Annotated in this window: 24 protein-coding genes, 1 tRNA gene and 1 pseudogene; 10 read left to right on the forward strand and 16 right to left on the reverse strand. The window is 49.7% G+C overall.

The window, feature by feature from the left end; all coding sequences use genetic code 11:
- Nucleotides 1-41: 41 nt before the first annotated feature.
- Nucleotides 42-2,219, reverse strand: a complete 2,178-nt coding sequence (locus tag KGP26_RS06865; RefSeq protein ID WP_094981215.1) for an extracellular solute-binding protein — start codon at nt 2,217-2,219, stop codon at nt 42-44.
- A gap of 367 nt (nt 2,220-2,586) precedes the next feature.
- On the opposite strand from KGP26_RS06865, the gene KGP26_RS06870 reads away from it, so the two are divergent.
- Genes KGP26_RS06870 through KGP26_RS06880 form a run of 3 tightly spaced genes read left to right on the forward strand, consistent with a single transcriptional unit; the run spans nt 2,587 to nt 5,377 of the window.
- Nucleotides 2,587-3,408, forward strand: a complete 822-nt coding sequence (locus tag KGP26_RS06870) for an MBL fold metallo-hydrolase (protein ID WP_223665184.1) — start codon at nt 2,587-2,589, stop codon at nt 3,406-3,408.
- A gap of 11 nt (nt 3,409-3,419) precedes the next feature.
- Nucleotides 3,420-4,655 (forward strand): MFS transporter, encoded by a 1,236-nt coding sequence (locus KGP26_RS06875; RefSeq protein ID WP_021180061.1) that lies wholly within the window; start codon nt 3,420-3,422, stop codon nt 4,653-4,655.
- A gap of 8 nt (nt 4,656-4,663) precedes the next feature.
- A complete protein-coding gene (locus KGP26_RS06880; protein WP_094981159.1) occupies nt 4,664-5,377 on the forward strand; it encodes an MgtC/SapB family protein in 714 nt (237 codons plus the stop codon).
- A 70-nt stretch (nt 5,378-5,447) separates the two neighbouring features.
- Here the strand turns inward: KGP26_RS06880 and ybcJ are convergent, their stop codons facing one another.
- Together ybcJ and folD are read right to left on the reverse strand one after the other, a co-directional pair.
- A complete protein-coding gene (gene ybcJ / locus KGP26_RS06885) occupies nt 5,448-5,660 on the reverse strand; it encodes a ribosome-associated protein YbcJ (protein WP_021180059.1) in 213 nt (70 codons plus the stop codon).
- An 11-nt stretch (nt 5,661-5,671) separates the two neighbouring features.
- Nucleotides 5,672-6,538 (reverse strand): bifunctional methylenetetrahydrofolate dehydrogenase/methenyltetrahydrofolate cyclohydrolase FolD, encoded by an 867-nt coding sequence (folD, locus tag KGP26_RS06890; RefSeq protein ID WP_223665185.1) that lies wholly within the window; start codon nt 6,536-6,538, stop codon nt 5,672-5,674.
- Between the two features lie 228 nt (nt 6,539-6,766).
- Between folD and KGP26_RS06895 the strand changes: the two genes are divergently transcribed.
- The 3 genes from KGP26_RS06895 (at nt 6,767) to KGP26_RS06905 (ending at nt 7,506) form a co-directional block, all read left to right on the forward strand.
- Nucleotides 6,767-6,979, forward strand: a complete 213-nt coding sequence (locus KGP26_RS06895; RefSeq protein ID WP_209523136.1) for a hypothetical protein — start codon at nt 6,767-6,769, stop codon at nt 6,977-6,979.
- Nucleotides 6,976-7,287, forward strand: a complete 312-nt coding sequence (locus KGP26_RS06900) for a hypothetical protein (RefSeq protein WP_209528426.1) — start codon at nt 6,976-6,978, stop codon at nt 7,285-7,287. The genes KGP26_RS06895 and KGP26_RS06900 overlap by 4 nt, the downstream gene beginning before the upstream one ends.
- Before the next feature lie 142 nt (nt 7,288-7,429).
- Nucleotides 7,430-7,506, forward strand: a tRNA-Arg gene (locus KGP26_RS06905).
- Between the two features lie 100 nt (nt 7,507-7,606).
- On the opposite strand, the gene KGP26_RS06910 is transcribed toward KGP26_RS06905, so the two are convergent.
- The 12 genes and pseudogenes from KGP26_RS06910 to KGP26_RS06965 all read right to left on the reverse strand — a co-directional run bounded on the left by KGP26_RS06910 (nt 7,607) and on the right by KGP26_RS06965 (nt 14,454).
- On the reverse strand, nt 7,607-8,458 hold the full coding sequence (locus KGP26_RS06910) for a DUF4942 domain-containing protein (RefSeq protein ID WP_223665186.1): 852 nt from the start codon (nt 8,456-8,458) through the stop codon (nt 7,607-7,609).
- A gap of 94 nt (nt 8,459-8,552) precedes the next feature.
- Nucleotides 8,553-8,774: a DUF5983 family protein gene (locus KGP26_RS06915; protein WP_223665187.1), complete on the reverse strand. Its 222-nt coding sequence runs from the start codon at nt 8,772-8,774 to the stop codon at nt 8,553-8,555.
- On the reverse strand, nt 8,771-9,154 hold the full coding sequence (locus KGP26_RS06920) for a TA system toxin CbtA family protein (RefSeq protein WP_223665188.1): 384 nt from the start codon (nt 9,152-9,154) through the stop codon (nt 8,771-8,773). The genes KGP26_RS06915 and KGP26_RS06920 overlap by 4 nt, the downstream gene beginning before the upstream one ends.
- A gap of 60 nt (nt 9,155-9,214) precedes the next feature.
- A complete protein-coding gene (locus tag KGP26_RS06925) occupies nt 9,215-9,583 on the reverse strand; it encodes a type IV toxin-antitoxin system YeeU family antitoxin (protein ID WP_223665189.1) in 369 nt (122 codons plus the stop codon).
- 92 nt (nt 9,584-9,675) lie between these two features.
- On the reverse strand, nt 9,676-9,996 hold the full coding sequence (locus KGP26_RS06930) for a DUF5983 family protein (protein ID WP_223665190.1): 321 nt from the start codon (nt 9,994-9,996) through the stop codon (nt 9,676-9,678).
- 10 nt (nt 9,997-10,006) lie between these two features.
- On the reverse strand, nt 10,007-10,486 hold the full coding sequence (gene radC / locus KGP26_RS06935; RefSeq protein WP_223665191.1) for a DNA repair protein RadC: 480 nt from the start codon (nt 10,484-10,486) through the stop codon (nt 10,007-10,009).
- 19 nt (nt 10,487-10,505) lie between these two features.
- The gene (locus tag KGP26_RS06940; protein ID WP_223665192.1) at nt 10,506-10,952 is read right to left on the reverse strand and encodes an antirestriction protein; all 447 of its coding nucleotides are present in this window, start codon (nt 10,950-10,952) and stop codon (nt 10,506-10,508) included.
- 235 nt (nt 10,953-11,187) lie between these two features.
- Complete coding sequence (locus KGP26_RS06945; RefSeq protein ID WP_223665193.1) at nt 11,188-11,655, reverse strand: hypothetical protein; 468 nt, start codon at nt 11,653-11,655, stop codon at nt 11,188-11,190.
- Between the two features lie 101 nt (nt 11,656-11,756).
- Nucleotides 11,757-11,903, reverse strand: a pseudogene (locus tag KGP26_RS06950) (DUF4339 domain-containing protein); the annotation flags it as partial.
- Between the two features lie 123 nt (nt 11,904-12,026).
- A complete protein-coding gene (locus tag KGP26_RS06955; RefSeq protein WP_223665194.1) occupies nt 12,027-12,659 on the reverse strand; it encodes a hypothetical protein in 633 nt (210 codons plus the stop codon).
- Nucleotides 12,660-12,664: 5 nt separating this feature from the next.
- Nucleotides 12,665-13,366 carry a WYL domain-containing protein gene (locus KGP26_RS06960; RefSeq protein ID WP_050082059.1) on the reverse strand — a complete coding sequence of 234 codons (702 nt, stop codon included), beginning with the start codon at nt 13,364-13,366 and terminating at the stop codon, nt 12,665-12,667.
- Between the two features lie 212 nt (nt 13,367-13,578).
- The gene (locus tag KGP26_RS06965) at nt 13,579-14,454 is read right to left on the reverse strand and encodes a GTPase family protein (protein WP_223665195.1); all 876 of its coding nucleotides are present in this window, start codon (nt 14,452-14,454) and stop codon (nt 13,579-13,581) included.
- Nucleotides 14,455-14,836: 382 nt separating this feature from the next.
- Here KGP26_RS06965 and KGP26_RS06970 point away from each other — a divergent pair, with 382 nt between their 5' ends.
- The 4 genes from KGP26_RS06970 to KGP26_RS06985 all read left to right on the forward strand — a co-directional run bounded on the left by KGP26_RS06970 (nt 14,837) and on the right by KGP26_RS06985 (nt 23,858).
- Nucleotides 14,837-16,975 (forward strand): ATP-dependent endonuclease, encoded by a 2,139-nt coding sequence (locus KGP26_RS06970; RefSeq protein ID WP_223665196.1) that lies wholly within the window; start codon nt 14,837-14,839, stop codon nt 16,973-16,975.
- A 2-nt stretch (nt 16,976-16,977) separates the two neighbouring features.
- Complete coding sequence (locus KGP26_RS06975; RefSeq protein WP_223665197.1) at nt 16,978-18,774, forward strand: UvrD-helicase domain-containing protein; 1,797 nt, start codon at nt 16,978-16,980, stop codon at nt 18,772-18,774.
- Between the two features lie 253 nt (nt 18,775-19,027).
- Complete coding sequence (locus tag KGP26_RS06980) at nt 19,028-22,906, forward strand: hypothetical protein (protein ID WP_223665198.1); 3,879 nt, start codon at nt 19,028-19,030, stop codon at nt 22,904-22,906.
- A gap of 43 nt (nt 22,907-22,949) precedes the next feature.
- Complete coding sequence (locus KGP26_RS06985; RefSeq protein WP_223665199.1) at nt 22,950-23,858, forward strand: hypothetical protein; 909 nt, start codon at nt 22,950-22,952, stop codon at nt 23,856-23,858.
- Between the two features lie 49 nt (nt 23,859-23,907).
- Here the strand turns inward: KGP26_RS06985 and KGP26_RS06990 are convergent, their stop codons facing one another.
- On the reverse strand, nt 23,908-24,522 hold the full coding sequence (locus KGP26_RS06990; RefSeq protein ID WP_223665200.1) for an inovirus Gp2 family protein: 615 nt from the start codon (nt 24,520-24,522) through the stop codon (nt 23,908-23,910).
- Between the last annotated feature and the right edge of the window lie 154 nt (nt 24,523-24,676).

Here is a 24,676-nt window from a genome sequence, read left to right on the forward strand (position 1 = left end):
ACGGCCCATTCTTACAGGTAAGGTGGCAAACATGGCTTCCTTCAGGCTTGAGTTTCATTGACCAGTCGCTGATTGATGTAATCAATGGCTTGCTGCGGATCCATTATCTTGTTCACCACGTTGGTCACGCCCTGGCCGATAATGATCTCCGCATGGCGCAGGTTGAACAACTCGCCCTGTAAACCCCGAGATTCACGGATGCCGGTACTAGGATTATCCCGTAGCAGGTTGAACCACGGATAGAGATGCAGGATGCGCTGATTCTGATAGATGCTGCGGTGGGCACTGTTACCGCCCAAAAGCACCAGATGCTCGGTAATTTCAGCCGAATACAGCCAACGGAAGAACTGTTCTACCTGCGCCTTCTTATCACTGAAACGAGACATGCCTAACGAGCCACCGCCCATCTGCGGGATGTTGCCCGGAACTGGCGCGTAACCTATTGCCGGTGATAGAGGGCTGTGGGCGACGTCGTTGAACAGATTCATATACATGATCAGCATCGCCACTTGGCCTTGCTCAAACTGGGCCACCGCAGCGTTCCACCATTCACTGTTGAGATTGGTGGTGACGGTAAGCTGTTGCTGATATTGCCGCAACGCTTCGATGGCTGATGTTGCCTCCAGTTGCACCGGTTTGTCTTGGTGCACTAGCCGCCCACCTAATGCGTAATAGCGCAGCAGAAACTCGGTAGCAATTAACCCGGAACTACCGAGAGTCGTTGATGAACCTATCGGACGCTGCGGGTTACCGGGTTGATGAGACGCCGTGAAAAAGGCCGTAATGTCATCAAATTCGTCGAAACTGGTCGGGATCTTCAGTTCCTTGCCGGATTTCTCATAGAACATGCGTTTGACCGTGGGGTCTTCGAACAGATCGCGGCGATAGAACAGCAACTGGGTGCTGGCATCAAACGGCAACGCATAGGCTTTGCCGTCAATCTGGCTGAAATGATGGCCAATTTCTTCCGAGAAGTTATCCAGTAGTTCCGGTAGCGCTGGGGCAATTTCTGCCAACGGCGTGAGGGCCTTTTCTGCAAACCAGGGGAGGCAGGCCATATCGATACGCAGCAAATCGTAATAAGGATGCAGATGCAGATTCGAGAGGATCTCAAACACTTCATCATAAGGATAAACCGCGAGATTCACCTTGATACCGGTCTGGCGATAGAAATGCGGCAACAGTTTTTTCAGCGCATCGGTGGAGGGGCTAGGCAAGATCAGCATATTCAGCGTTTCACCCTGCTCAGAAACGGCGGGCATGGGTTGAACGTCGAGAGCAAAGCCGCGGCTATCCAGTATCTGCTCATCGGCCAGTGTCACTAATCCGCAGATATAACGGGCGATTTCCAGACCCAGCCGGGCGTAATCCATCTGATAGTGGTACTGATTGGCTACTACGGCGGGTTCGTTATCGCTGAGTTGCCAGATCGGCGGGCAGGGGACCGCGCTCCCCAGATAGGCCGCCTGCGTCAGGCAACGGGCTTTTTCACTGTCTTGAGCAATCAGTACCTGTGGCGGCTGGCCAGCAAAAAAAGCGAAAGCGGCGGTGTGGCATTCACTGGACGGTGATGGCACGACAGTGAGCTGGGTCGATGGGCTTAACTGTGCCAGCGTAGCTTTCAATGCCTCGACAAAACACTGGCCGTTGGTATAGGCGAGTGGCTCACAAAGCACGCCAACGTGTGCGGGCTGAGCGCGGGCGATCTCGCTGGCAATGGCTTGGCCAGCCAGGCAAAAGTTCAGGTTGAATGTGGCCTTGGCCTGCGCTGGATGGCGATAGACAAACAGGATCTGATCCGCTGGCAGCCGCAGTGTCTGATAATAGCTTTCGCTGTCGGCAAGGCAGGAGACCGTAACGATGGTTTGGTAGGATTTTGCGGCCAGCGTCTGCAAGATATCTCTTTCGGCAGAGGGCAGATCGTTAGTGACGTAAAGATCCAGATCGCCTGGGAAAGAAGATCGTAACGATTGCTGAAGCCCGCGGTAGAGCTGGTGATACTGCTCACTGTTGATATCGGGCAGGATCAGCGCAACGCCACTGCTTTTGCTGGCGCGTAGCGACTGCGCCTGGGCATTAATTTGATAACCCATTTGCTGGGCGGCCTGTTTGACCGCCTCGATCTTTTCAACGCTGACATTGCCGCGCCCGTTGAGCACGTTGGAAGCGGTGCCATGAGATACCCCCGCCAGCTTCGCTATATCCTTGATAGTTGCCATTTTCCCACCGCTTTGAGCCGCCTGTTTTGATGCTAACACCGGCATGAGCGCTCCGCTATCTCGATTTCTATCCAAGCATGAAATTTGGATCGTTCCATAATTAAGTGGCTGTTATTTGTACTTAATTAAACCGATGTCACTAAATTGATGAAAAACGTAATAATGACCAAATGTTATTTTTAGTGAATTGATTTTGCTAAATATTAAATTAAATTTTTGAAGCCGATCACCAATATGCATTGCAGTGTTAACCGTTTTTTGGTCTCGGGATTATGATTGACACGTTCCAAAATCACCTTCATGGTTCACCTTAACGAAGGCGATAGGAACGATAGGTCAGTAATGTACTGAATAAAAAGGATAAAAAATGAAAATACATTTCCTGGGATCGGCTGCCTCTGAAGGGATCCCTAATCCGTTTTGCCGCTGCGAACATTGCCAACAGGCCCGTTTTCTCAAGGGGAAAGATCTGCGTACCCACTCTTCGGCGATTATTGATGACGTGATGTTGATCGACGTCGCCCCGGAGTTCAGCCAACAGCTGTTGCGTGATGGGCTGGACGCGAGTGGCTTCACCGACCTGCTGTTTACCCATACACATCCAGATCACTTCAACGTCGGTGAGCTGTTTAGCCGAATGGAGGGGTACGGCTTCAATATCGACCATCCGCTGGAGATTTTTGGTAACGACCGGGCGATCAACGGTTGTGCTGCGGTATTACCGGGTTACAGCAAACAGCGTTTTGGTTTCCACTGCCTGGTGCCTTTTGTCACCATAGAAAGCCATGGCTACAAGATCACACCGCTGCTGGCTAACCATGCCAAGTGGGAGCTGTGCTACGTGTATGTGATCGAAAAAGACGGCCAGACGATTTTTTATGGCCATGATTCCGGCTGGTTCCCGGAACTCACCTGGCAGTGGCTACAGGGCAAAGCGTTGGATTTGGTGGTGCTGGAATGCACCTACGGTTTCAACGGCGACGATCGCACTGACAATCATATGAGCCTGGAAACCGTGTTTGCCGCCCAAGAGAAGCTGCGTGCGATGGAGTGCCTGCATTCAGACAGCCAGATCGTGGTGTCACATATTTCTCACAGCGGCAAGTTGCTGCATGAGGAACTGGTGGCGGCCTGTCGTGATAAAAACATCACCGTTGCGTATGACGGCCTGACCGTTAACGTGGCATAGGGGGAGATCTCATGGACTTTAACAAGACTCCTCGCCTGCTGATCATGATGTTTGTGCAGTATTTCATGCAGGGTGCCTGGAATATGACGATGGGCCTGGTGCTGAGTACCTACGGTATGGCGGCCATTATCGGTTCATCCTATGCGCTGTTGGGGTTGGCAACGATACTCTCGCCGCTGTTTATCGGCATGGTTGCAGATCGCTTCTTTGCTTCTCAGAAAGTCATGGCGATCCTGCACCTGATCAACGCCGGGGTGATCCTGTGTGTACCGCAGTTTATCGAGGCGCAGGACACTACCATGACGTTGGTGATGATCTTCCTGGTCGGGTTGCTGTTCTATCCGACTACCGCGCTGGCCAACAGCATCAGCTTTAGCCATATCAACGGCGTGAAGTACTTCCCGGTGATCCGCGTGTTTGGCACCTTCGGCTTTATGGCGATAGGTTTCATCATCGGGCAGATGGGATATTCCGGCGATACCATGACCTGGTACATTGCTTCGGCCGCTGGGGTAGGGTTGGGGCTGTACTGCTTTACCTTGCCGGATACACCGCCGAAGGCCAAGGGCAGCACCTTCACCCTGCGCGATCTGCTGTGCCTGGATGCGCTGTCGCTGTTTAAAGATCGTAACTTCTCCATTCTGATGCTGAGCATCTTTGTGTTGATGATCCCCAAAACCGCCTATTCCGCCTATATTCCGGTATTCCTCAAAGCGCTCGGGTTTGATAACGCCGCCTCCATGATGCAGGTAGGGATCGCCTGTGAAGTGGTGTTTATGTTCCTGCTTTCGTTCTTCCTACTGAAAGCGGGCTTCAAGGTGACGTTGATGATGGGCGCGGTGTGCTGGATCATCCGTTCGGTGCTGTTCTCTCAGGCTGCGCTTGACGCCAACATGACGTTTGTCCTGATTGGCCTGATGCTGCAAGGTTTCTGCTGGGACTTCTTCTTTACGGTAGGGGACATCTATGTCGACCGTAAAGCACGGCCCGAAATCAAAGCTCAGGCCCAGAGTCTGCGCTTTATCGTCTCCAATGGTTTTGGTTTGTTGTTCGCGTCCACCATTTGCGGCCAGATCTTCAACAGCACCGTGACTGAGCAGGGCCCGCAGGCGTTACCGCAGTGGGAAAGCTTCTGGCTGTTCTCGGCGATTATCGCCGCCGTTGTCTCGGTGTTCTTCTTTATTTTCTTCAAGGACGATCTTTCTAAACAGAAAACGCCGGCGGCAATGAAGCCTGCGCAGCAATAGGAAGCCACATGGACAGCTGGTTATCGGTGCTGGGCGGGTTGGGGCCGCTCCATCTGGCGACGGTAGGCAAGATAGTCGCGGCGTTTGTTCTGGGGGGCGTGATTGGCCTGGAACGTGAATCCAAGGGCAAGCCCGTTGGGTTTAAAACCTGCGTGATCATTGCCGTCGCCAGCTGTGTATTAACGGTGGTGTCGATTCAGTCTGCGGAGTATTACGCCGAGATATCCGTCAATATTCGCAGCGATCCCATGCGGTTGGCCGCACAGATTATCAGTGGGGTGGGCTTCCTGGGTGCTGGGGTGATCTTGCACCGCCGTGATGACGCCATTTCCGGTCTGACGACCGCCGCGATCGTTTGGGCATCGGCGGGAGTGGGGATTGCCTGCGGAGCCAGTTTTTATTTGCACGCAATCTTGGCTACTGCACTGTTTTTACTGGCGATAAAAATCAGCCCCTATATTTTCCTGCTGCAATCGAGGGATCACTATCTGGGGAAGGTCAAAGTACGGCTGATACTCGATGAGCAGGCAGGGCTAGCCAGCTTGATGGCCCAGCTCAATCAGCAAAGAAACCTGATTGATGCAATGACGATACGTGACGTCAAAAAGCACAAGATTGAAGTTAACTTTAAGCTAACGGTAAGGAAAAGGACGACCCTGGACGAACTGTATGGCACGTTGCGTGCTATGCAACACGTGTGCTTCGTTGCATTGGAGCATTAACAGGTTTGAGTAGATCAAAAATGCCGGGTAGCTTAGCCGACCCGGCATTTTTTTCCTGGCGCTTGAACAATCAGGCTTTAACCGTGACGTTCATGCCTTTGTAGCTGACCTTCTGGCCATCAACGATCTTGCAGCGCTTACGCGTTTCGACCTGACCGTTTACTTTGACCTGCCCTTCGGCGATCACTTCTTTCGCGGCACCGCCGCTGTCACACCAGCCCTGGAACTTCAGCAGATCGCACAGTTCGACATGAGGGTGACCTTCCAGATTGAAAATTTCCATACTGCCTTAACTTAGTTAGGTTGAACGTCGTGAAATTCCTCGCAGGCTTGCAAGGTATTTTGGATCAGTGTAGCAACGGTCATGGGGCCGACGCCACCTGGGACCGGAGTAATGAAGGCCGCACGTTCGCTTGCGGCTTCGAAGTCTACGTCGCCGACTACTTTACCACTTTCCAGGCGGTTGATGCCGACATCGATCACGATCGCACCTGGTTTGATCCAATCACCTGGAATAAATCCAGGTTTGCCCACGGCCACGATCAGCAGATCGGCATTTTCTACATGGTGGCGCAGGTTTTTGGTAAAGCGGTGCGTGACGGTGGTGGTACAGCCCGCCAGCAGCAGCTCCATACTCATCGGGCGGCCAACGATGTTGGAGGCACCCACTACCACGGCATTCAGGCCATAGGTATCGATGTTATAGCGTTCCAACAGGGTGACAATACCGCGTGGGGTGCAAGGGCGCAGTTTAGGCGCACGCTGGCACAGGCGGCCGACGTTGTAAGGGTGGAAACCGTCCACGTCTTTATCCGGGCTGATGCGCTCCAGCACCTTCACATTATCAATGCCCGCAGGCAGAGGGAGTTGCACCAGAATGCCGTCAATTTCTTTATCGGCGTTTAATTTGTCGATCAGCGCCAGCAGTTCAGGCTCGGTGGTGGAGTTGGGCAGATCGTAAGAGCGAGAGATAAAGCCCACTTCCTCACAGGCCTTGCGCTTGCTGGCGACATAAATCTGCGAAGCCGGATTCTCACCAACCAGTACCACCGCCAGGCCCGGCGCACGCTTGCCAACTGCCAGACGTTGTTTCACTTGCTCAGCCACTTCGTTTCTAACCTGCTGCGCAATCGTTTTGCCATCAATAATCTTTGCTGCCATCAGTGAGGAAATCCATCATTTAAGAAAAGCGGGGGATGGCGCTATTTTGGCAGAAGAGAGGCGCGCTGTCAGGCTTTCGATCGGGTTAATGCAGAGAATAAGCACACGATTGCGTCGCGGTTTAGACATTTTTTACACCAACGGAATGATCCTCTACGCTTTTTTTACCCCCAGTCTTTTAGGCTTTACCCATTGCCCCTAGTGTTTGGGGCCTATGGAGGCAGGATCATGCAGACGATTACTCGGCTCTATCCATTGCATCAACCTGGTGGAAATCCACCAGATGAACAGCGGCATATTGGTGAAACGGTGTTTGATTCCTCACTGCATCCGACGCAGGTGGCGTTGTTGCAGGCATTACATCGGCTTTGTAAGCCGAAAGAGGGCCGTCCTTCCTGGAGCCAGCGCATGGCGCAGTGCTACAAAAGGGGCCGCCAATGATGCGTAGCGCTCTTTTACTGTTGGCATTGCTGCTTGCTACGCCACTTTGCCTGGCATCGATGAATGTCTTGCCAGCCAGTGAGTTGCCGAGGGCAATGCTGGCGCGGACCTGTAATGTGCTAAACGTTCCGCAGGCCGATTGGGGGGATATTAACGCCGTGGTGCGATCGGCTCGTGCCTGCTTGTCGCAAAAAGCAGGGCAGGGGCCAAACCCACGCCCACGCTTATTGGCACCGGCGGCTGAACCACAAGCGGTTGATGAGAAGGTATTGTGGCAGGGGATTAGCGTAGCCAGATCATCGCGTTAGGGTGACTTATCATAGCTTTTGTGTGCGAAAAATCGCCATAAAACACCTCTGCCGCCGTCACATTGTCAAAAGGCATTGACTCGATAACCTCTGACCGTATAATCCAACTCCGCAACCTCGGTTGCCGCATCCGCATTTCAATGCGCCCTTAGCTCAGTTGGATAGAGCAACGGCCTTCTAAGCCGTAGGTCACAGGTTCGAGCCCTGTAGGGCGTACCATAAAAATCAATAGCTTACGATAAGTTTATCAACGGTAGTTACAAGCAATAAAATTTATGTAACGGCTGGTGTAAGTAAATTTTATCTACGCAAATCAACATTATCGTGAAGTAGCTAACATCCCTGGATAGTGTTTTGCGATGATATCGTTCATCTTATCAATCAACGTCGGTTTCTTAAGTGTCAGGTGCGCCGAACCCTTCATAAAATATTTTATCTCAAAATACTCATCTTCATAAACTTCCGCCCTTTGCCGATGGGCGCTGATATGCTCACATAGCCGAGCGGTGACATCCCTCCGGTTGTCCGGGATCGCCTTGCCCTCCAGCAGGAACAACATCCGTTCAAGATCTGCCAGTTGATCCCGCCTGTAACTGTGATTTAGCGTAAATCCCCATTGGTTGTAACTCACCAGATTGGACACAATAATTTTTTTGCCAAACCGACAAGGGTGATTCGACTTGTAATCCCATGAAAGCGACTTGAATACGTTGATCACCCCACGCTCAAAGACCTCATCTTTGCTCTGATGCAGTTGCTCAAAGGTACTGAGTATGTTGGCTTCGCTAATGGTAGGGATAGTATCCCCTTCCAGGTTTCTATACCACTGGTCACGGGCTTGAGCGTCCATGATCGATAGCATTCCTGATTTTTTCATCAGGTCTCGCCATAGGTAGCGATCAAAATTGCGGGTGATCACTGGCATGGCGGTTTCTACTTTTTCCATCAGCCAGCAGCCGCAGCGGAAGTCTTGACGCATAGCCCAGTCTCTTGCTACTCCACCGCCAATACTGCTGGTCATGGTCGAGATATCTTCAAGTTGGTGGATAATAGACTCAATTTGCGCCAGAGCGGCATTACGCCCAACAACTATACGTTCAATATTGGTTGAACAAATCACTTCGGTATGGCCGGTTAAAACTTCGGGTTCAGCATGAATAAGTGTCGACATAATTTTGTTTTCTTCTATTTAAGATAGGGATAAAAACAAGACGCCACCCAGTGGGTAGCGTTGATGCTTGTGAAGGGATCGTGCGTTACGGGAGTTATTGCGTTGGCTGATTTTTCATGGTTTCAAGGGTTAATGAGCAAGGCGATACAACATTATCGTATTCAGGTTCACTGGCTTTTTGCAGGGAATAACCGTGGTTATTGACTGCCTTGATCAACGCTTCCAGCTCGATACCATCAACAGCAACGGCTATCTTCCCCATGTTCAGCCCCAGTACCTGGATACTGTCGACTTCAACATTCAGGTCGATCTTCACGGATGTGCCCCCTGTCGTTGGTTTTTACCGTTGGTGATATGAGTGATGGCCTTGTAACCTCGGCGTTTCATCAGACCCGTAGCCTGTCGGGCCCGGAGAAGATCGATAGGCGTAATAAACGGTGATTGTTCACGGATACTAAAACCGGTGCGATCAATACGGACCAGTTCATATTTTTCCACGATAAAATTCAGCGCATCCGCCAGGGAAATCCCTGCATTAAGATGCTCTTGGATCACACCCTCGTGACTAAAGGCGGTATCTTCCAGTGCCAGACCATAGTGTTGTTGCAATAGATGGGTCAGCAATACCTGCCAGATCGCGATGGGTGATGGGCAAGACGGTGCTGCCCGTTTCGGGGTAACCGATACAGTTTGCATGATTGTTATCCTGATAGAAGGTTGGAAAAAGCGTGAATACTTGGGTGAGGGAAAGCCGTTTTATGCAGTTGTAGCTGATGTTGGATAGATAGATATATACACGTACCCGCAGGAGCCCAACGTATCGGCTTCGAGTGTCAGTCCGCTCGCATGGAGTGTGACGCAGTGTTGTTGTCGGGGATTGAGTTCAGCAGACATCAGCATCGACTCCAACTGCTGAAGCCATAGCGGGAATACCTGGTCGAGATGACGCAACTCGGCATCACTGAACTTCCCCACGATATCGGCACGGTCTGCCAAGTAATGCAGTTGGTGGCCTTGCTGTACCAGGCGAGCACCAAACTGAGGTGTGATGATACGTTTTAGTCCCCAGGCTGGTGGGGTGATATCAGCACCCTGGGAGGGGGTATCAGGTTTACTATCGGTCATCGTTAAGTTTCCTTGAAATAGGCACTGTCCCGCAATAAGGCTGGTGTGTGTCGTGGATGAGAGAATGAGACAGGCTTTGGTGTGGCGAGTCATTACCAACTGAAGGTGGTAAAACCGGGCAAGACCTCACTCAGCGCATCAATATGTAGGTGGGTCAGTTGATAGCGTTTCATCAGAGTGGTGACCAAACGGCGACAGGGTTTGGAGAGCCCCAACCGTTTGAGTTGCAATATCGGGTGTGCCCACGCATCCAGACGGATCTGATAGCCAGTGCCCGAGAACGAGATCCACTCACCGTTACTAAACTCATCGTGACAATGAGAAATCCGGTACAGCACTACGTTGTCGTCTTCGGTGATATGGGCCGAACTGCATTGCAGACCAAAACGCAAAAGCGGTGTAGTGGTGATCATTTTGTACTCCTCACAGCCAGCCACGTTCGGCAAATGAGACGATATCCAGTCCTCCGACAACCAGGTGATCCAGCACTCGCACATCCACCAATTCCAGCGCGGTCTTGATCCTGTCGGTGATGTTTCTGTCTGCCTGACTAGGCTCAGCTAATTGGGAGGGATGGTTGTGCGCAAGTACAGCACTCGCCGCATTGTGCTTCATGGCAGACTTCACCAACTCACGGGGGTGAACGGTGGTACTGTTGATGGTGCCGGTAAACAACGTCTCCTGAGCCAGCAGACGGTTTTGATTGTCGAGCCACAGCACGACGAATATTTCACGTTCCAGCCCGGTCAGATGCAGGCGCAACCAGTCGCGGGTCACGCTGGTGGAGGTGAACGCCACTCCGGGCTCCCGTAACTGTTTTGCCAGCAGGTTCAGGGCGCGTCGGATGGTACGTTGTTCGCCAGGTGACATTTCAGCCACCATTGGGGATAACGTTATCTTCATGGTGAGAGTACCTTGTTGCTCAGTCAATCAGGGAGAAAATGGCACGGCTGTCGGGGTGATGCAGTGCGTATTCCCGCAGGCGGTAGAAATGTTCGGTCATCGCTTCGCTCTCAGTGCGGCAAGCGTGGTGGCTGAAGGCCATCAGGCAGGCGGTGATCCCTGCGGCCTCAGCACTCATCTCGGCACAGTTACCATTCATACCGTTAAACAGTGACCACCGCTCATCGCCTTCTGGAGCCATAAAGGCCCCGCCGTTACTGAGCGTATAAAAGTGCCAGGAGCCCCCGTTGTAATCAGTACACAGGCGATCCATCCAGCCAAAGACGTGCGGCTCCAGAATGAGCCATTGCGGTATGTTGCCAAAGTGCTGTGGCCAGAAACGGAGCCGCTGGCGGTTTGGCACAGCAGTGGCGGTCAGTGTGTTTGTCTGAGAGGAGGCCGTAGGCGGGGTAGAATGTGTATTCATGAAAAATATCCTTATAAATGAAATAAATAACAAAAAAGGCCCCACCGGAAAAACCGAGGGGCCTGTACGTTGGAGGGAGGTAATAAAAGTCAGTGAGCGCTTATGGTGACGGCTCACGCGAGGTCTGGCTGGCGTAACACTACAAAGTCCTTATTCGGAGATTAAAAACGAAAGGCCATGCTTCCCGAAGGAGGCATGGCCCGTAAGATGATCGATTGGTTGCTGATAAAGAAAGTTAACCAGCGGTATTCCTGCACCCGCTAAGGTCATCCAGCTCTTTTTTCGTATTCTTAATACCGGGAGTAAAGCTCCCTACTTTTTTATCATTAACATAAACATCGAACGTTGCGGCGTGACCAAGGGCATCAATAAACTGGATCCAGGCGTTGTCCCCATTTCGCCACCCCAGCGAAGAGGGTAACGGAAACTGTTGGTCATCGTTCACAACCGTTATTGCAGTTTTATCATCGCGTGAATCTGCACCAGTACCGTCAGGCAGCTCAATGAGCACGTGATGTTGCAAGATATTTTGCTCATCTGGGTTCATAGTGCAGTTAAGGTTAAAAACGACATTTTCCGAATTGGTGATCAGGTATTCTGTTACACCCTGACCAAAACCACTGGTCCACATATTCGGTATGGCCTGAGCGGTTGTTGCTGACACCAGAGTTGACACCATCAGCACTGCGTGAGGTAGACGCATAATTCTGTCCTTAAATCAGTAAATTGAATTTTTTGCAGTCTGCATTATTTGTAATAAATCCATGTATCCCCTGATATATTCTTGTCAGACGTTAACTAACATCAGATCAGAATGATCAGTACCAACATCACCAACCAGACCCAGCAATACGTGGGTTTCTGCCCAAGCGTTTTAGCCCGCCGCCACAGATAAAATGGGACCAGCTAGGCCAGCTTGCCAAAAGCCGCAGTATCCACCCCGACTTTGCGAAAACATGATTTCCTTATCTGTGAAACCCCGGTGTCGCCCGGAGAAATTACTCAGTGGGATAGCTATCTGAAGCCCGGTCCGAAGACGTTACTGGTCTATTTACTCTTCTTTCGGGTACTGTCTCAGCAGTTGCCCGTCCGACGACACAATTCCGCCAGGCTTTGTTGCGCTACCCATTGCTGCAGTTTCCGATCCTCTTCTGAGCGTTTAGCCGCCAGCGCCGCTTGTTGCTGTTTATTCACACAGTTATCCGGCATGACCATAACTACCTGTGGGCTGAATTGCTGCCTGATTTTAGCCAGCTCGTTTTCCACATTATCGACGCGAGGATAGCCATAGAGAACATTCTGCTCGGCCTCGTCTCTTGCCCAGAATTTGTTATCAATAATGGCGAAATAACATCCATTTCCGTTATTCTCTCCCTGGTAGACCGTTTCAATATCGTTGTAATTACCGCTAAGTGGATTCAGTTTTAGTTGGCGAATGGTGTGGGTTTTCTTGTCGGCCAGGAAAATGGCACCGCCGCCACGGACACGTAGCAGAAACTGTTTCGTCCACGGGTAGTTATCAATCACGCTGGCTTGATAGAGCATGTTGTGCAGCTTATTGTCATCCATGCCATCGGCGGATTTCCAGCCGTCAGCCTGCATGTATTGCCAGGCTTTGACTGTGCCGACAGTGTTTCCAGCGTCAGCCGGAAACACAACACCAAGGCAAAAACTGGCGGCCAGCACTGTAGTGGTAAGCAATTTCATTGTGATTATTCCTTCTGAGGTATAAGCCCGCCGTCAGTTACGACAAGCAATGAATGGAAAAAGCGAAAGTGGGGTAAAGCCTGAAGAAAATCCGGGTGAGAGAGGATGTCGCGCATCGCTATATCTGGAGCGAAGCTGCCGTTGTGGAGCGTGACCGCCCGAATATCAGTCAGGGGAAAAACGGCAATCCGGGCCTGATGCTCACCCGTCAGATACCATTCTCCCTCACGCAGAACCAAGCGATAGGGAGCAAGGTCTGTGCAGCGACAACCGCTTCCTAGTAGCGTCACCTTCCGGTGTTCCGATACTGCGCTCACCAGTCGTGTGAACACGCCCAAGTCTGGGGATGACGCTTGGGCAACTCCCTGCCAGATAAGGCAGGGAGACTCACCAGGACCGCTCAACAGTGAAGCGACCAGATGGTTATCCATACCAGGAAACAGTGCTTCAACGCCCGACTGGCGGGCAAATGTCATCACCGCCAGCTCTCTCTGGCGGCCGCCGGACAGCAAGCGACACTGACCCTTGCGATACTCTAGATCCAGATACATCAGCCGTTCCCGAAAGTCCCGGCGCAGGGTGCGAACCGACACGCCAAATTCAGTTGCCAACGTTCGCAAATCTAGCGTTTCGCCCGCCACCAGACGGCTGATAATTAACGAAAGCCTGACGGCAAGCCGGTCATGACGGCGTTCAGCCTGAATCATGAGACAGGTTCTCCAGTGAGATAATTAGCTGAAAATAAAACAGTTATTTTAACGATGAGGTGGGACAGGGAATGGACACAAGAAGACGTATTTTTTACTGTTGCCGAAATCAACCGTGACGGGGCGTAGAGAGAAAACATACCAAATTCGATAGATTATAAAACGTCAGAACGGACAGGGTATGTCCCGAAGATAACGGCAGGTGCGCCAACTCAGAAGAAAATCCAGTCCCAGACGGCACGGGCAACGGATACCACGGCCTCGCGGACGGTACGAATGACCGCTTTTAGTGGTGCGGGAATAAATGATGCAGCTTCCGCAGAATCAAACGCCTCTCCCACCGCATCGCCAAAGCCCTCACGTGCCTGCTTTTTTACCGGTTCACTGCATAACCTCCCGTGCAGTTGCGTCGCCAGAGGGCTGGTGGCACGGTCAGGCAGGCAACGCATCATGATTTCGACCATTGACGGTAGATTCCATTCTGTCCTGGCTGAGACGGCGCACACCGGATTGTACAGTGAAAATAACTGACGAATGGAATTCAGCCTGGCCTCGATATTAGCTAACTGATTTGGCGAAGGCGTATTGCTGGTGGTCTTCCATTCATGGCATGGCTCGATTTTGTCAGCCTGGTTAACGACAAACAGTACCCGCTGCTGGTAACCCGTCATCACTCGCCGGTAGAAGCGTTCATCGACGGAGAAAGCACGATCATCAGCTTTGATGACCCACAGAATCAAATCCAGCTCAGGAAGAATACGGCGATACAGAGATTCATATTCTCTATCCCGCCGTTCACTCTCACCTACACCGGGTAGGTCTACCAGTATCATGCTATGGTCACCGCGGTTCAGGCGGAATCGAAGCACATCACGAGTGCAGGCGTTGACATCACTGACGGGCGTAACTTCGCTATGGAACAGCGCATTGCAGAGCGACGATTTTCCCACACCTGTTTTGCCCATGATCCCGATGACCGGTTCGTAGTGCGTAAGGTTGCGAATACGTTCAATAATACTATTTCGAAGGTTATGGGGGAGTGAAGCCAGCGGTTTCTCAATGGCCTGAAGGTGGTCAAGTTTATGCATACGGAGATCTCAGGAAAAAACAAAAAGCCCCGCAATCCATTAAGGATGCAGGGAGTTCATGGAAATAATATCTATCTGAAATTATTTGGATGGGCAGGGTTGTTTTGCACAATGCAGCTTTCCGCTGGCCGAAGATGGGTTGGAAATGCAAATGTACTTTAACCATATTGCATATCGCGATTGCATCAGCGGTCAAGGTGCACCACATCAAAACGCTACCTAGATCGCTAAAGAAGCAGCCACCTGCAGAGATATTGATTCCACTCAACATGTTGATAATATCAGCTTTGGCCAATGCACTTTTAGTAGTATCTTGAATCTCTACATTCCATGAGGAAAGCCAACTGACAAGTAGGGCAGGCCTCTAAATAATGAGACCTCCATGCATATATCCAAGCTCAGCCTGCTCAACTATAGAAACTTCGCCAATACAAAGCTGTTGTTCAATAAAGGTACCAACACAATTATTGGTGAAAACGGCGCAGGAAAAACAAATCTCTTCAGAGCCATCAGGCTCTTGCTTGATGACAATATGATTCGTTCGGCCTACCGGTTGGATAAAAGTGACTTCCATCGCGGTTTGGGGCGATGGCAGGGACACTGGATCATCATCAGCCTGGAGTTCGAAGAGATTTCTGCAGATGAAGCAGTCCAGGCTTTATTTCTACACGGTACGGGGCTTGCTGAAGAAGAAAATGTTGGAAAGGCTACCTATAATCTTATTTTTCGTCCGAAGAAGGAAATCAGGCTGCGTCTTTCCCAACTAGATGAAGGAGATCATGCTGGTTTGGACGCTATTCTCGGCCCGGTAACTATTGACGACTACGAGACGATTTTCACGGGGCGCAGCGAAGCGGACTTCAATGATGAAACCTTCTACAGGCAGGTTGTCGGTGACTTCCAGAACGTGAGGTTTAACAAGGAAACGGAGTTTCGGTGCATTGGCGCCAAAATCCCAAGTGTGCTTTCTGTTTCCAAAGAAATTTCGTTTACGTTCGTCCAAGCATTACGGGACGTTGTAGCGGAGTTTCACAACAACAGAACCAACCCTCTACTGACCCTGCTGAAGAGCAAGAGTGGTGATATTGACCCCGTGTTGTTTACCGCTATCACCGACCAGGTAAAAGAGCTCAATGATTCAATTGAGGCTCTTCCTGATGTGCAAAATGTGCGCACCGACATCCGCAGCACCATCAAGGATGCTGCAGGTGAGGCGTACTCTCCCTCCTCTCTGTCGATTAAATCTGATCTTCCCGAAGAGGCCGATGAGTTATTTCAGTCTCTCAAGCTGTTCGTCGGAGAGTCCGGCGAAGAACATGAAGGTCCCATTCAGGATTTAAGCTTGGGCGGGGCTAATCTGATCTTCCTTACTCTCAAGTTGTTGGAGTTCAAGTACAGGAAAGCCAGACAGACAATTGCAAACTTTCTGTTGATAGAGGAACCGGAAGCTCACATACACACACATATTCAGAAAACGCTATTCGACAGGCTCAATTATGAAGACACACAGATCATCTTTTCGACGCATTCGACCCACATCTCTGAAATCAGCAATGTTCAGAACGTAAATATTCTCGGAAGGGACGGGGGGCGGTGCGAAGCCTACCAGCCCGCTTCTGGGCTGCAACCTGAGGAGATCGGTAATATTCAGCGCTATCTTGATGCCGTGCGCAGCAACCTGCTGTTTGCCAAGAGTGTCATCTTGGTGGAAGGCGATGCTGAAGAAATTCTGATCCCAATTTTGGTCAAGAAAGTGTTAGGCATCAGTCTAGATGAGCTTGGCATCAGTCTCATCAACATCCGTAGCACCGGTTTTCAGAACGTTGCCGTCCTGTTTCATGATGACCGTATTCGCAAGCGGTGCAGTATCGTCACGGATCTGGACAAATCTATTATTAACACTGAAGCGGTGGACGGTGAGGGCGAGGCGATAGCGAAGCGCAAGGCAAAGTATCAGGCATCCGAGAAAAAAGGCTTGGCGCGAAAAGTGCAACTGGAAGCTTTTTGCAATGATAATAACTGGATAGCGCCGTTCTTCGCTCCTCACACGTTTGAAGTTGATTTCGTAACCGCTGGGAACGCCAGTAAAGTCATAGCGGTACTTCCTAATGTTTACACCGACGTGCCAACTATCGCAAAAGCTAAGGCAAGTCTTAAATCCGAGGATATAACCCGATACGGTCAACGTGTTCTGACTATGGCGGAAAATCAGGGGAAAGGCTGGTTTGCCATTTTGCTCGGAAAAAAAGTTGATCCTCATACAGCTATTCCTCGATACATACTCGACGCCATTGCTTTTGCCCATCCGGTAGTAAAAAAAGAAGTCTGGTTCAACATCCTTAGCTATCGAATGAACTTCATAGAAGAGGACGATCCATTTGTAAACCCTGAAACACTGGCTGAATTTAGAACCAAGTTACAGCTGTTTAAAAATGGCGACATCGACTTCGTCGACATTAAAAATGAGATGTTCGCGGGTTTTCCTGATGATCGTATCAACGATGTACTTGAGGTCTTCTAGCTATGTTCACATGGGATGAAGGGGATCTGAATCCTGAGCAAGATGCTGCCATCCGCGAGCCTGGCAGCGTGTTTCTCATAGCATGTCCTGGCAGCGGAAAAACACGCACGCTCACCTACAAAATTGCCTATGAATTGTCGCAGTTGGAGTCGAACAAGCAGTTCATCGTCGCGATCACCTATACCCATCGCGCCGCAGACGAGATCCATGAGCGTATCGAAAACCTCGGGGTTGATACATCCAAGCTCTGGATAGGCACGATCCATTCATTTTGTCTCGAATGGATACTGAAGCCTTATGGCATCTACCACGAAGCGCTGGATCGCGGTTTTCGAGTCATTGACCTGCATGAGCGCGAAAAGGTGTTGGAGAAACTGTGCCAACCTTATCAGAAGCCCAAAATCACCATCTGGGACTGTGAGTATTTCTTTACCGATGAGGGTTACGTAATTTCGTGCCCGCAAGACTGGAAGCACGCAGGGCTCGCTGAAATCCTGGAGCAATACTTCGACTATCTCCGGGAAACCCGACAGATCGACTTTGAACTGATTCTCTACTACGCTTATCAGTTGATCGCAGCGCAGCCTCAGATCAGCGCCATTCTCGGGCAGCTATTTTCCTTCATACTAGTCGATGAGTATCAGGATACGAAGCGCATTCAGTACTCCATCATCGCGTCCATTCTGAAAGCGGGTCAGGGAACGAAAGCTTTCATTGTCGGTGACCCAAATCAAGCCATCTATGAATCACTCGGCGGGTACCCAATCGCCTTCGAGGAGTTCCAGTCAATGGCTGGCATCAAGCTAGCGGAGCTTGAACTTTCCCAGAACTACCGTTCTTCCGAACGCATCATCAACTACTTCGGAAACTACAACATATACGACACGCGTATCGAGGCCGCATCCAAAGACAAGGCATACCCCAGCCTGATTTCGCTCAATGATTCGGTGAACAAAGACAGCCTGGAAGATGAGTTAATCCGGCTCATCCGCTTCAATATCGAGACAATTGGCATTCCTCCTCATGAGGTTTGCATCCTCGCGCCTCAGTGGATGCACCTGGCGAGCATGACGCGCCGTTTGGTCGCGAGCATGCCCGAGTATGAGTTTGACGGCCCCGGCATGGTGCCGTTCGCGCGAGATCCAGATAATTTTTGGTACAAGCTATCAAGGATCGCACTTACACAGGCGTCTCCAGGCATGTACGTGCGCAGACTACGTTGGGCTGGCGAGGTTCTCAGTGATCTTGAGGGAGTAGGCGCAAACGTATCCATGCTCACGAGGCAGAGCTTGTTGAGAGAGTGTAATGCCATCACTATTGATGCTACGGATGGGCTGGTTTATCTCAGGTTCTTCTTCGATAAGCTGTTTTCGAATCTAGCTTTCGACATTCAGGCATTCACGCAGCTTCACGAGCATTACGAGGCATTCTTCGAAAGCTCGCAGGCAAGGATCGAAAGACTGAAGAAGGAAGGCACTGAAATGATCGGTGACATTGCCACCTTCAGGAAGGTTTTTCAGAGTCGAACCGGCATCACGATATCAACGATCCACGGCATCAAAGGGGCGGAGTTCGATACCGTCATTGCCTATGCGCTCCTGGAGAACATGCTGCCAAACAGAAATGACCAGAACGGGCAAGATAGCGCGATGAAACTGCTCTATGTCATCGGTTCTCGTGCACGGAAAAACCTGCATCTTATCTCTGAGCGTGGGCGCATCGACAAATTCGCTCGTGCGGAATACCAAGCGACTAAAAAGCTCAATGAATGCCGCTTTGAATATGACCAAATACCATAAGTGATAATAACTGACGTTACCATGCTTATCTGACCGGCAGCTGGCAAGGGGGGATTATAAAGTTAACGCGTCTTTGCACGCTGGCGCGACGATTGTTATGTGCAAACGCTGGGCTTGGTTCATTTATTCGCCAGGTTCCATTCCGGCAAAGCGAAAAACTCAAACAGCGCTTATCCGCTCTTAAGTGCGAGGAACGGATAAATAAGTGTCCCTTGTGTAAGAACTATGACAGAAATTTTACTAAGGTGAAGGCGTGGCAATCTTTGACATTGAAAAAGACGAATTACTTCGGCTCTCCGATACTCAGCTAGAAGAGCTGATTGCTAGTCTTGCGGAAGCTGAAGTGGCAATGTATGGCCATCGCACAGCATGTGTAAATTGGTCTGGTTCAATCACTGCCCCTGACGGAGGCGTTGATATCCATGTTCAGATTCCAGTTGATCAACTGAATGCTGGCTTTCTTGTAAGGCCTGATACCGTGTTTCAGGCAAAGAAATCTAAAATGCCAAAGTCTGCAATCGAGAAGGAAATGGGCACTGGCAAAGCGCTTTCATCGATCATCTCTGAACAAGCTAGAAAGCAAGGTAGCTACATAATTGTCAGCTTAGGCGATGATTGCTCGCCGTCAGGAAAAGCGAACCGTCTCAAAGCAATGCGAGATGCAGTAAAAGATGATCCCAACAAAGGCAATCTTCATCTTGATTTCTACGATCGTTCCAAACTCATTCAATGGTTGCGCCAACACCAATCAGTCATGCTGTGGACAAAAGGGAAACTTGGACAAGGGTATTCCGGTTGGCAACCATACGGTGCGTGGAGCAATCCACCACAAGGTGTTACGGACACTTTAATCTCAGCCCCTGGTGTAACCATTACTTTGCCATCGGGAAAGGGGCAAAAACTCAAAATTGATGAAGCAATTAGCCCAATGCGAGCTCTTATCCGGTCAACGAATAAGGCCGTTCGTATTACAGGATTGTCTGGTGTTGGGAAGACAAGGATCGTTCAGGCACTCTTCGATGAAACAGTTGGAACAGATGCGCTTGACCGAACAGTAGCTATTTATGTTGATACTGGATCTGAGCCAGTGCCTTCGGCAACGGCGATGCTCGATAAGCTGATCGCTGAGGGCCGACGAGCCATCATGATCCTCGACAATTGCCCATCAGAACTACACGCTTCACTTGCCAGCAAAGTATCAGCCTCTGGAAGAGAAGTAAGTCTCATCACTATCGAGTACGACATTAGAGATGACAAACCACAGACAACAGAGGTCATCCACATTGAGACAGATGGTCCGGAGGTGGCAGAGCAACTTCTTATCCGTCGCTTCCCTTCTATTGGTCAGAATAATGCCCGCCGAATTGCTGAGTTTGCAGACGGAAATGCAAGAGTTGCTTTGGCTATAGCGGAGAGGGGGAAGGAAGGTGAGAGTTTGGCTCTGCTTTCTGATGCGCAGTTGTTTAATCGCTTGTTTGAACAGCGTAATCATCCCGACGGTAATTTACGGGAGCAAGCTGAAATATTGTCTCTGGTATATTCGTTCTCGGTCTCTAGTCCAGATGCTGTTACCGATGAACTGGAAATATTGGGTGCATTCTTTGGGTATCCTAAAATCCAGTTATTCAAAGCTGTTACGAAGTTGATGGAACGTCATGTTGTTCAGAAGAGATCCCACTGGAGAGCCATACTTCCCCATGCCATTGCTAACAAGTTGGCAGCATCTGCACTTAATAGTATTCCGGTTGATCAACTTAGGGCGACATTTGAAGCTCCGGATTGTGAGCGTTTATTAATGTCTTTTGCACACCGGCTTGGGCTGTTGCATGACCACCCTGTTGCGAGAGAGATTGTTGAAGCTTGGTTTCAGCCTGAAGGCATGCTAGGGAGTATAATCGAACTAAATGACGCTTCGGCACGAATACTTGAGTATATCGGGCCAGTTGCACCTGAAGCATTACTCAACCGAATTGAGGCCGTACTCTCCTCATCTGATTTTAAAGGTGTGGAATCTAGCTACAACCCGCAGCGGCGAAGCGTTCTCAGTCTTTTACAAGTATTGGCATACGAACCGAACGCCTTTGAGCGATGCGCCAGGCTCCTTATTCGAATGGCAGACGACGAAGCCGATAATAATGACCAGCATTCTGCTCGAAACATGGTCCCAAGGTTTTTCCAGGCGTACCTGTCTGGTACTCACTCATCCCTGAGCCAGCGTATTGATTTAATGAACGAATGCATTGCATCAGACATGGTGGCGCGCAGATCTCTAGGTTTCAAAATGCTGTCAACTGCCTTGGACGGCCCACCGTGGTCAGGGTTTGGGGTGAATGAGTTTGGAGCCCGACCAAGGGACTATGGATACGAACCCAACTATGATGAACTTGTAGAATGGCGCAGCGCCTTTATTGACGTTGTGGTCCGATTAGGGACTTCCGGAGATCCTGAGCTTGAAGGGCCCGCACGATCAATCCTCGCTAACGAATTCAGGGGAGTTTGGTTTCAAGAAGCAATGCGAGACAAACTCGTTGATGCTGCCCGTACATTAAATGCTTTTAGTCCTTGGGGGGAAGGTTGGAAAGCCGTTCGTTCAATGGTCTATTTTGACTATACCAAGCGTAGCGATGGAGATGATGTTGAGCAGTTGCCGGACAATCTTGCTGCCTTAGAGAAGGAGTTGGAGCCCACGGAGTTAATTCCAACAATAAAGACATATGTGTTGAGTACAAATCATGATTATTGGGCACTGGATGCGGATTTCGATCATGAGGACTCCAATAAATATGCCGCAGCCGGAAAACGACTGGAAGCCAAAGTACTTCAATTGGGACAGGACTTTGCCTTATCAAATCATGTGCTTGAGGAGTTAGGAGCAGAGCTGTTTTTCATCGGTGGAATGCCCTATCGCGCCGTCTTTGGTCGAGGACTTGCTCGAGGGGCACATGATCTACGTGTTGGCTGGCAGCGACTTGTTGAACAAATAGAAAAGCAGCCAGGTATTAATAAAGGCTTTGAAGTCATAGGTGGCTTCATTGAAGAAGTTGACTCTGTTGATCCAGCATTAGCGCAGGAGTTTCTTGACCAATGCGTGCAGCATTCTGAACTTAGACAGGTATTGGTTAGCTTGCATCCGCGGCGGGAGTTCACAGTACAGGATTTGGAGCGCTGCATGACGCTTCTGGATGAGTCTGGCACTAATTTGTCCATGTATGGACCGATCCTGTGGGGAGAGCAATATGCTAATTTACCAAGAGACTGTGTTCTTGATCTTACTCTCCAGTTGCTGAGTAAACCAAATGGCGATGATGTAGTTTTAGATGCTCTCAGCATGAAGGTTCATGGCAAGGATAAAACAGTTGATACTCTTGGTACGGACCTTAGGCAGGCTGGCCTGAGAGCCGCAATCCATAGACTCAACAGAGATGATAATGTCTCTGGTGGGTCCAGAGATTATAGAATGGAGCTCGTCGTTGGTGCTGCGCTGCGTTTTGATGGCAATGAGTCAGAAAAGTTAGAATGGCTGGACACCATTTTTTCTTTTGTTGATAGGCACTACGGTTATATTCAGTCTTTTAAAAAGTCCATTGAGGCAACCGCAGCATTGATGCCTGAGGCATTCCTTGATCGCATTTTTGAAGGGGATGAAGAACAGAAAAAAAGAAGATTATTTTTTATTAACCGTAGTAGCTCACGTGGGTTACCGCTTGCCAAAATTGATGTCGACGACTTAATTGAGTGGTGTAAGGCAAAAAATGATCCACACGTATGGCCTTCTATTGCGGCTGGTATAACTCTTTGGTCAAAGGATGCATTGATCTATGAAGCACCAAAAGATCCCGAGCAGAACGAACTTACCTTGACGGAAGATGCTATCAAGTTTCTTGAGGCCTCACCTAATCCAAAAGCTGTTCTTGATTCTTTCGCTGAGCGAGTTATTCCTTCATCTTGGTCTGGAAGTCGGGCGAACGTCATGCAACTTAGAGCGGATGCGATGGGTCAATTGCTCAAACACGAATGCCCAGGTATCTCTGAGGCTGCCAAAGTAGTTTGTGAAAAAATGATTCAGTGGGTAGAACGCCAAAAAGAATGCGAACAACGGGAAGATAGTGAAAGGGAACAGCGGTTTGAATAAAGGCTACTAGCCTATACAAACGTTCTGCGTTAAGGAGAAAGTAATGGAATCTGCACGTGATAAACGTACCGGAGAAAAAGTCGAGGCTGAAGATCTCTGGCTGCTGGATAGCGTTGATACTGAAGGCTACGTGTGCTGGGGATGTGGTATAACCATGCATCCGGCTGCATGGGAAAAAGATAAAAAAGTCAGAGCCTATTTTAAAAAGAAACGCCATATTCAACATCATCATGAATGTGATGCTGATGCTGAAAGCACAGTAATTCGCCAGGGGCAGAAGGAGAGTGTCCGCAACATACTGGACAGTGCTCCAAGTTTAATGCCCTCGGGATTAAAGTTGATTGAGCAACGCCCGGTTGTTGAACCAAGTATCGCAGGTGATGAAAGCAAGTCCAGTTCGACGCGTTCAGCATCCTCAGTATCTGGTGAAGGTAATTCACCTGAACGACAATCCCGGCGTCAAGTGAATACTATCCGCAATATTTGCCGTGCCTTCATCCGCTTCCCATATGATCGAGGAATGTCGCTAAACGTTCCTGGTATCAAGGGGCAAACTTACTCAGATGTGTTTAAAAAGCTCCAAAGTAAAATTCAGCCCTACCCGGAGCCAAAGATCTTTTATGCTGAACTACTCTGGAATAAATTTGTTGAAGATGATGAAAAACTCATCATCTCGTTGTCTGGCGCGTGGGCAGAAGACGAATCAGGAAAGCGTAAACCTTCCCGAAGTTACCAGATCCACATAAAATGGGCTGGGTGGTCAAAAGCCAAGCGGACAGTGGTAAGTAAAGAGTTGGAAGCTGCTCGGACAGAGGCACAGGAAGCTAAAGCAAAAAGATTAAAAGATAAGGCTTGGGTCTTCTTTATCGGTGAGCAAAGCGCTGATAGCCCGGAGATTTTCTACGTCACTGATTACCGGTTAATTTGTGCGATCGTGGGGCATATTACTTAACTCTGAAGTAAAAAAGGCCTTCCCACGCAGAGAAGGCCTGCTCACATGGCTATTTCCGACTACCTCCGAAGTTGCGTTCACCTTCTTCGTAAATTTTGCTATCAAGTTTGGTCAAATAGTCCAGTCGATGTAGTAGCTCCCCGTACTCATAGATATAATCTGCTGAGTTTCGGTCCAGGATATACCGGCAGTTATCAGGGAAGTGAACCAACCCAGGGTAGTCCTCCAGTTCCAGTCCTAATGCACTGTACCAGGCTCTGGTGATCATCATTCGTAAGCTGGTGTCGATATTATAATCTCCCAGCTTGTTGTAGGCCTGTTCGTTGAATACAAAGCAAACGTGGAAGTGGCATTTCCCTGACTGGCTGAATTCTTTAGCCCATACATTACGCAGGGTATTGCGGTGGACCTGTGTACCGTTACGTTTTCTTCGCCGCTCACTGTTTTTCAACATCTCTTTTAACGCGTTTATGGACCGGGATATTGCTCCAGGTTTAAGGTTAGGGAAGCAGCAGACGGTATCTTCCAGTATGGGGGGATAATGGAAATCAGCACGCACAGCCATAACGCTGGAATACTCATTGGTGGCATAGCCGAGTACCTCAAGTATTGTGTCTAGATTGTCTGCATTGTGTAATCCATGCGACCCAATGTATGTGTTCATAATATATACCTATGTAGTTGGTCCTACGATCTGTCAGGGACCATATTGGTTATTGCCACAAAGGTAGGGCTATACTTACTCAAAGGCAGGGGTATATACTGGTATCAGATCTTAGTATGGACATACTGTTGTAATCTGACTGGTAATATATCTC

Origin of the sequence: Serratia sp. JSRIV002, assembly GCF_019968725.1 — a bacterium.
GTDB classification, from domain to species: domain Bacteria; phylum Pseudomonadota; class Gammaproteobacteria; order Enterobacterales; family Enterobacteriaceae; genus Chania; species Chania fonticola_B.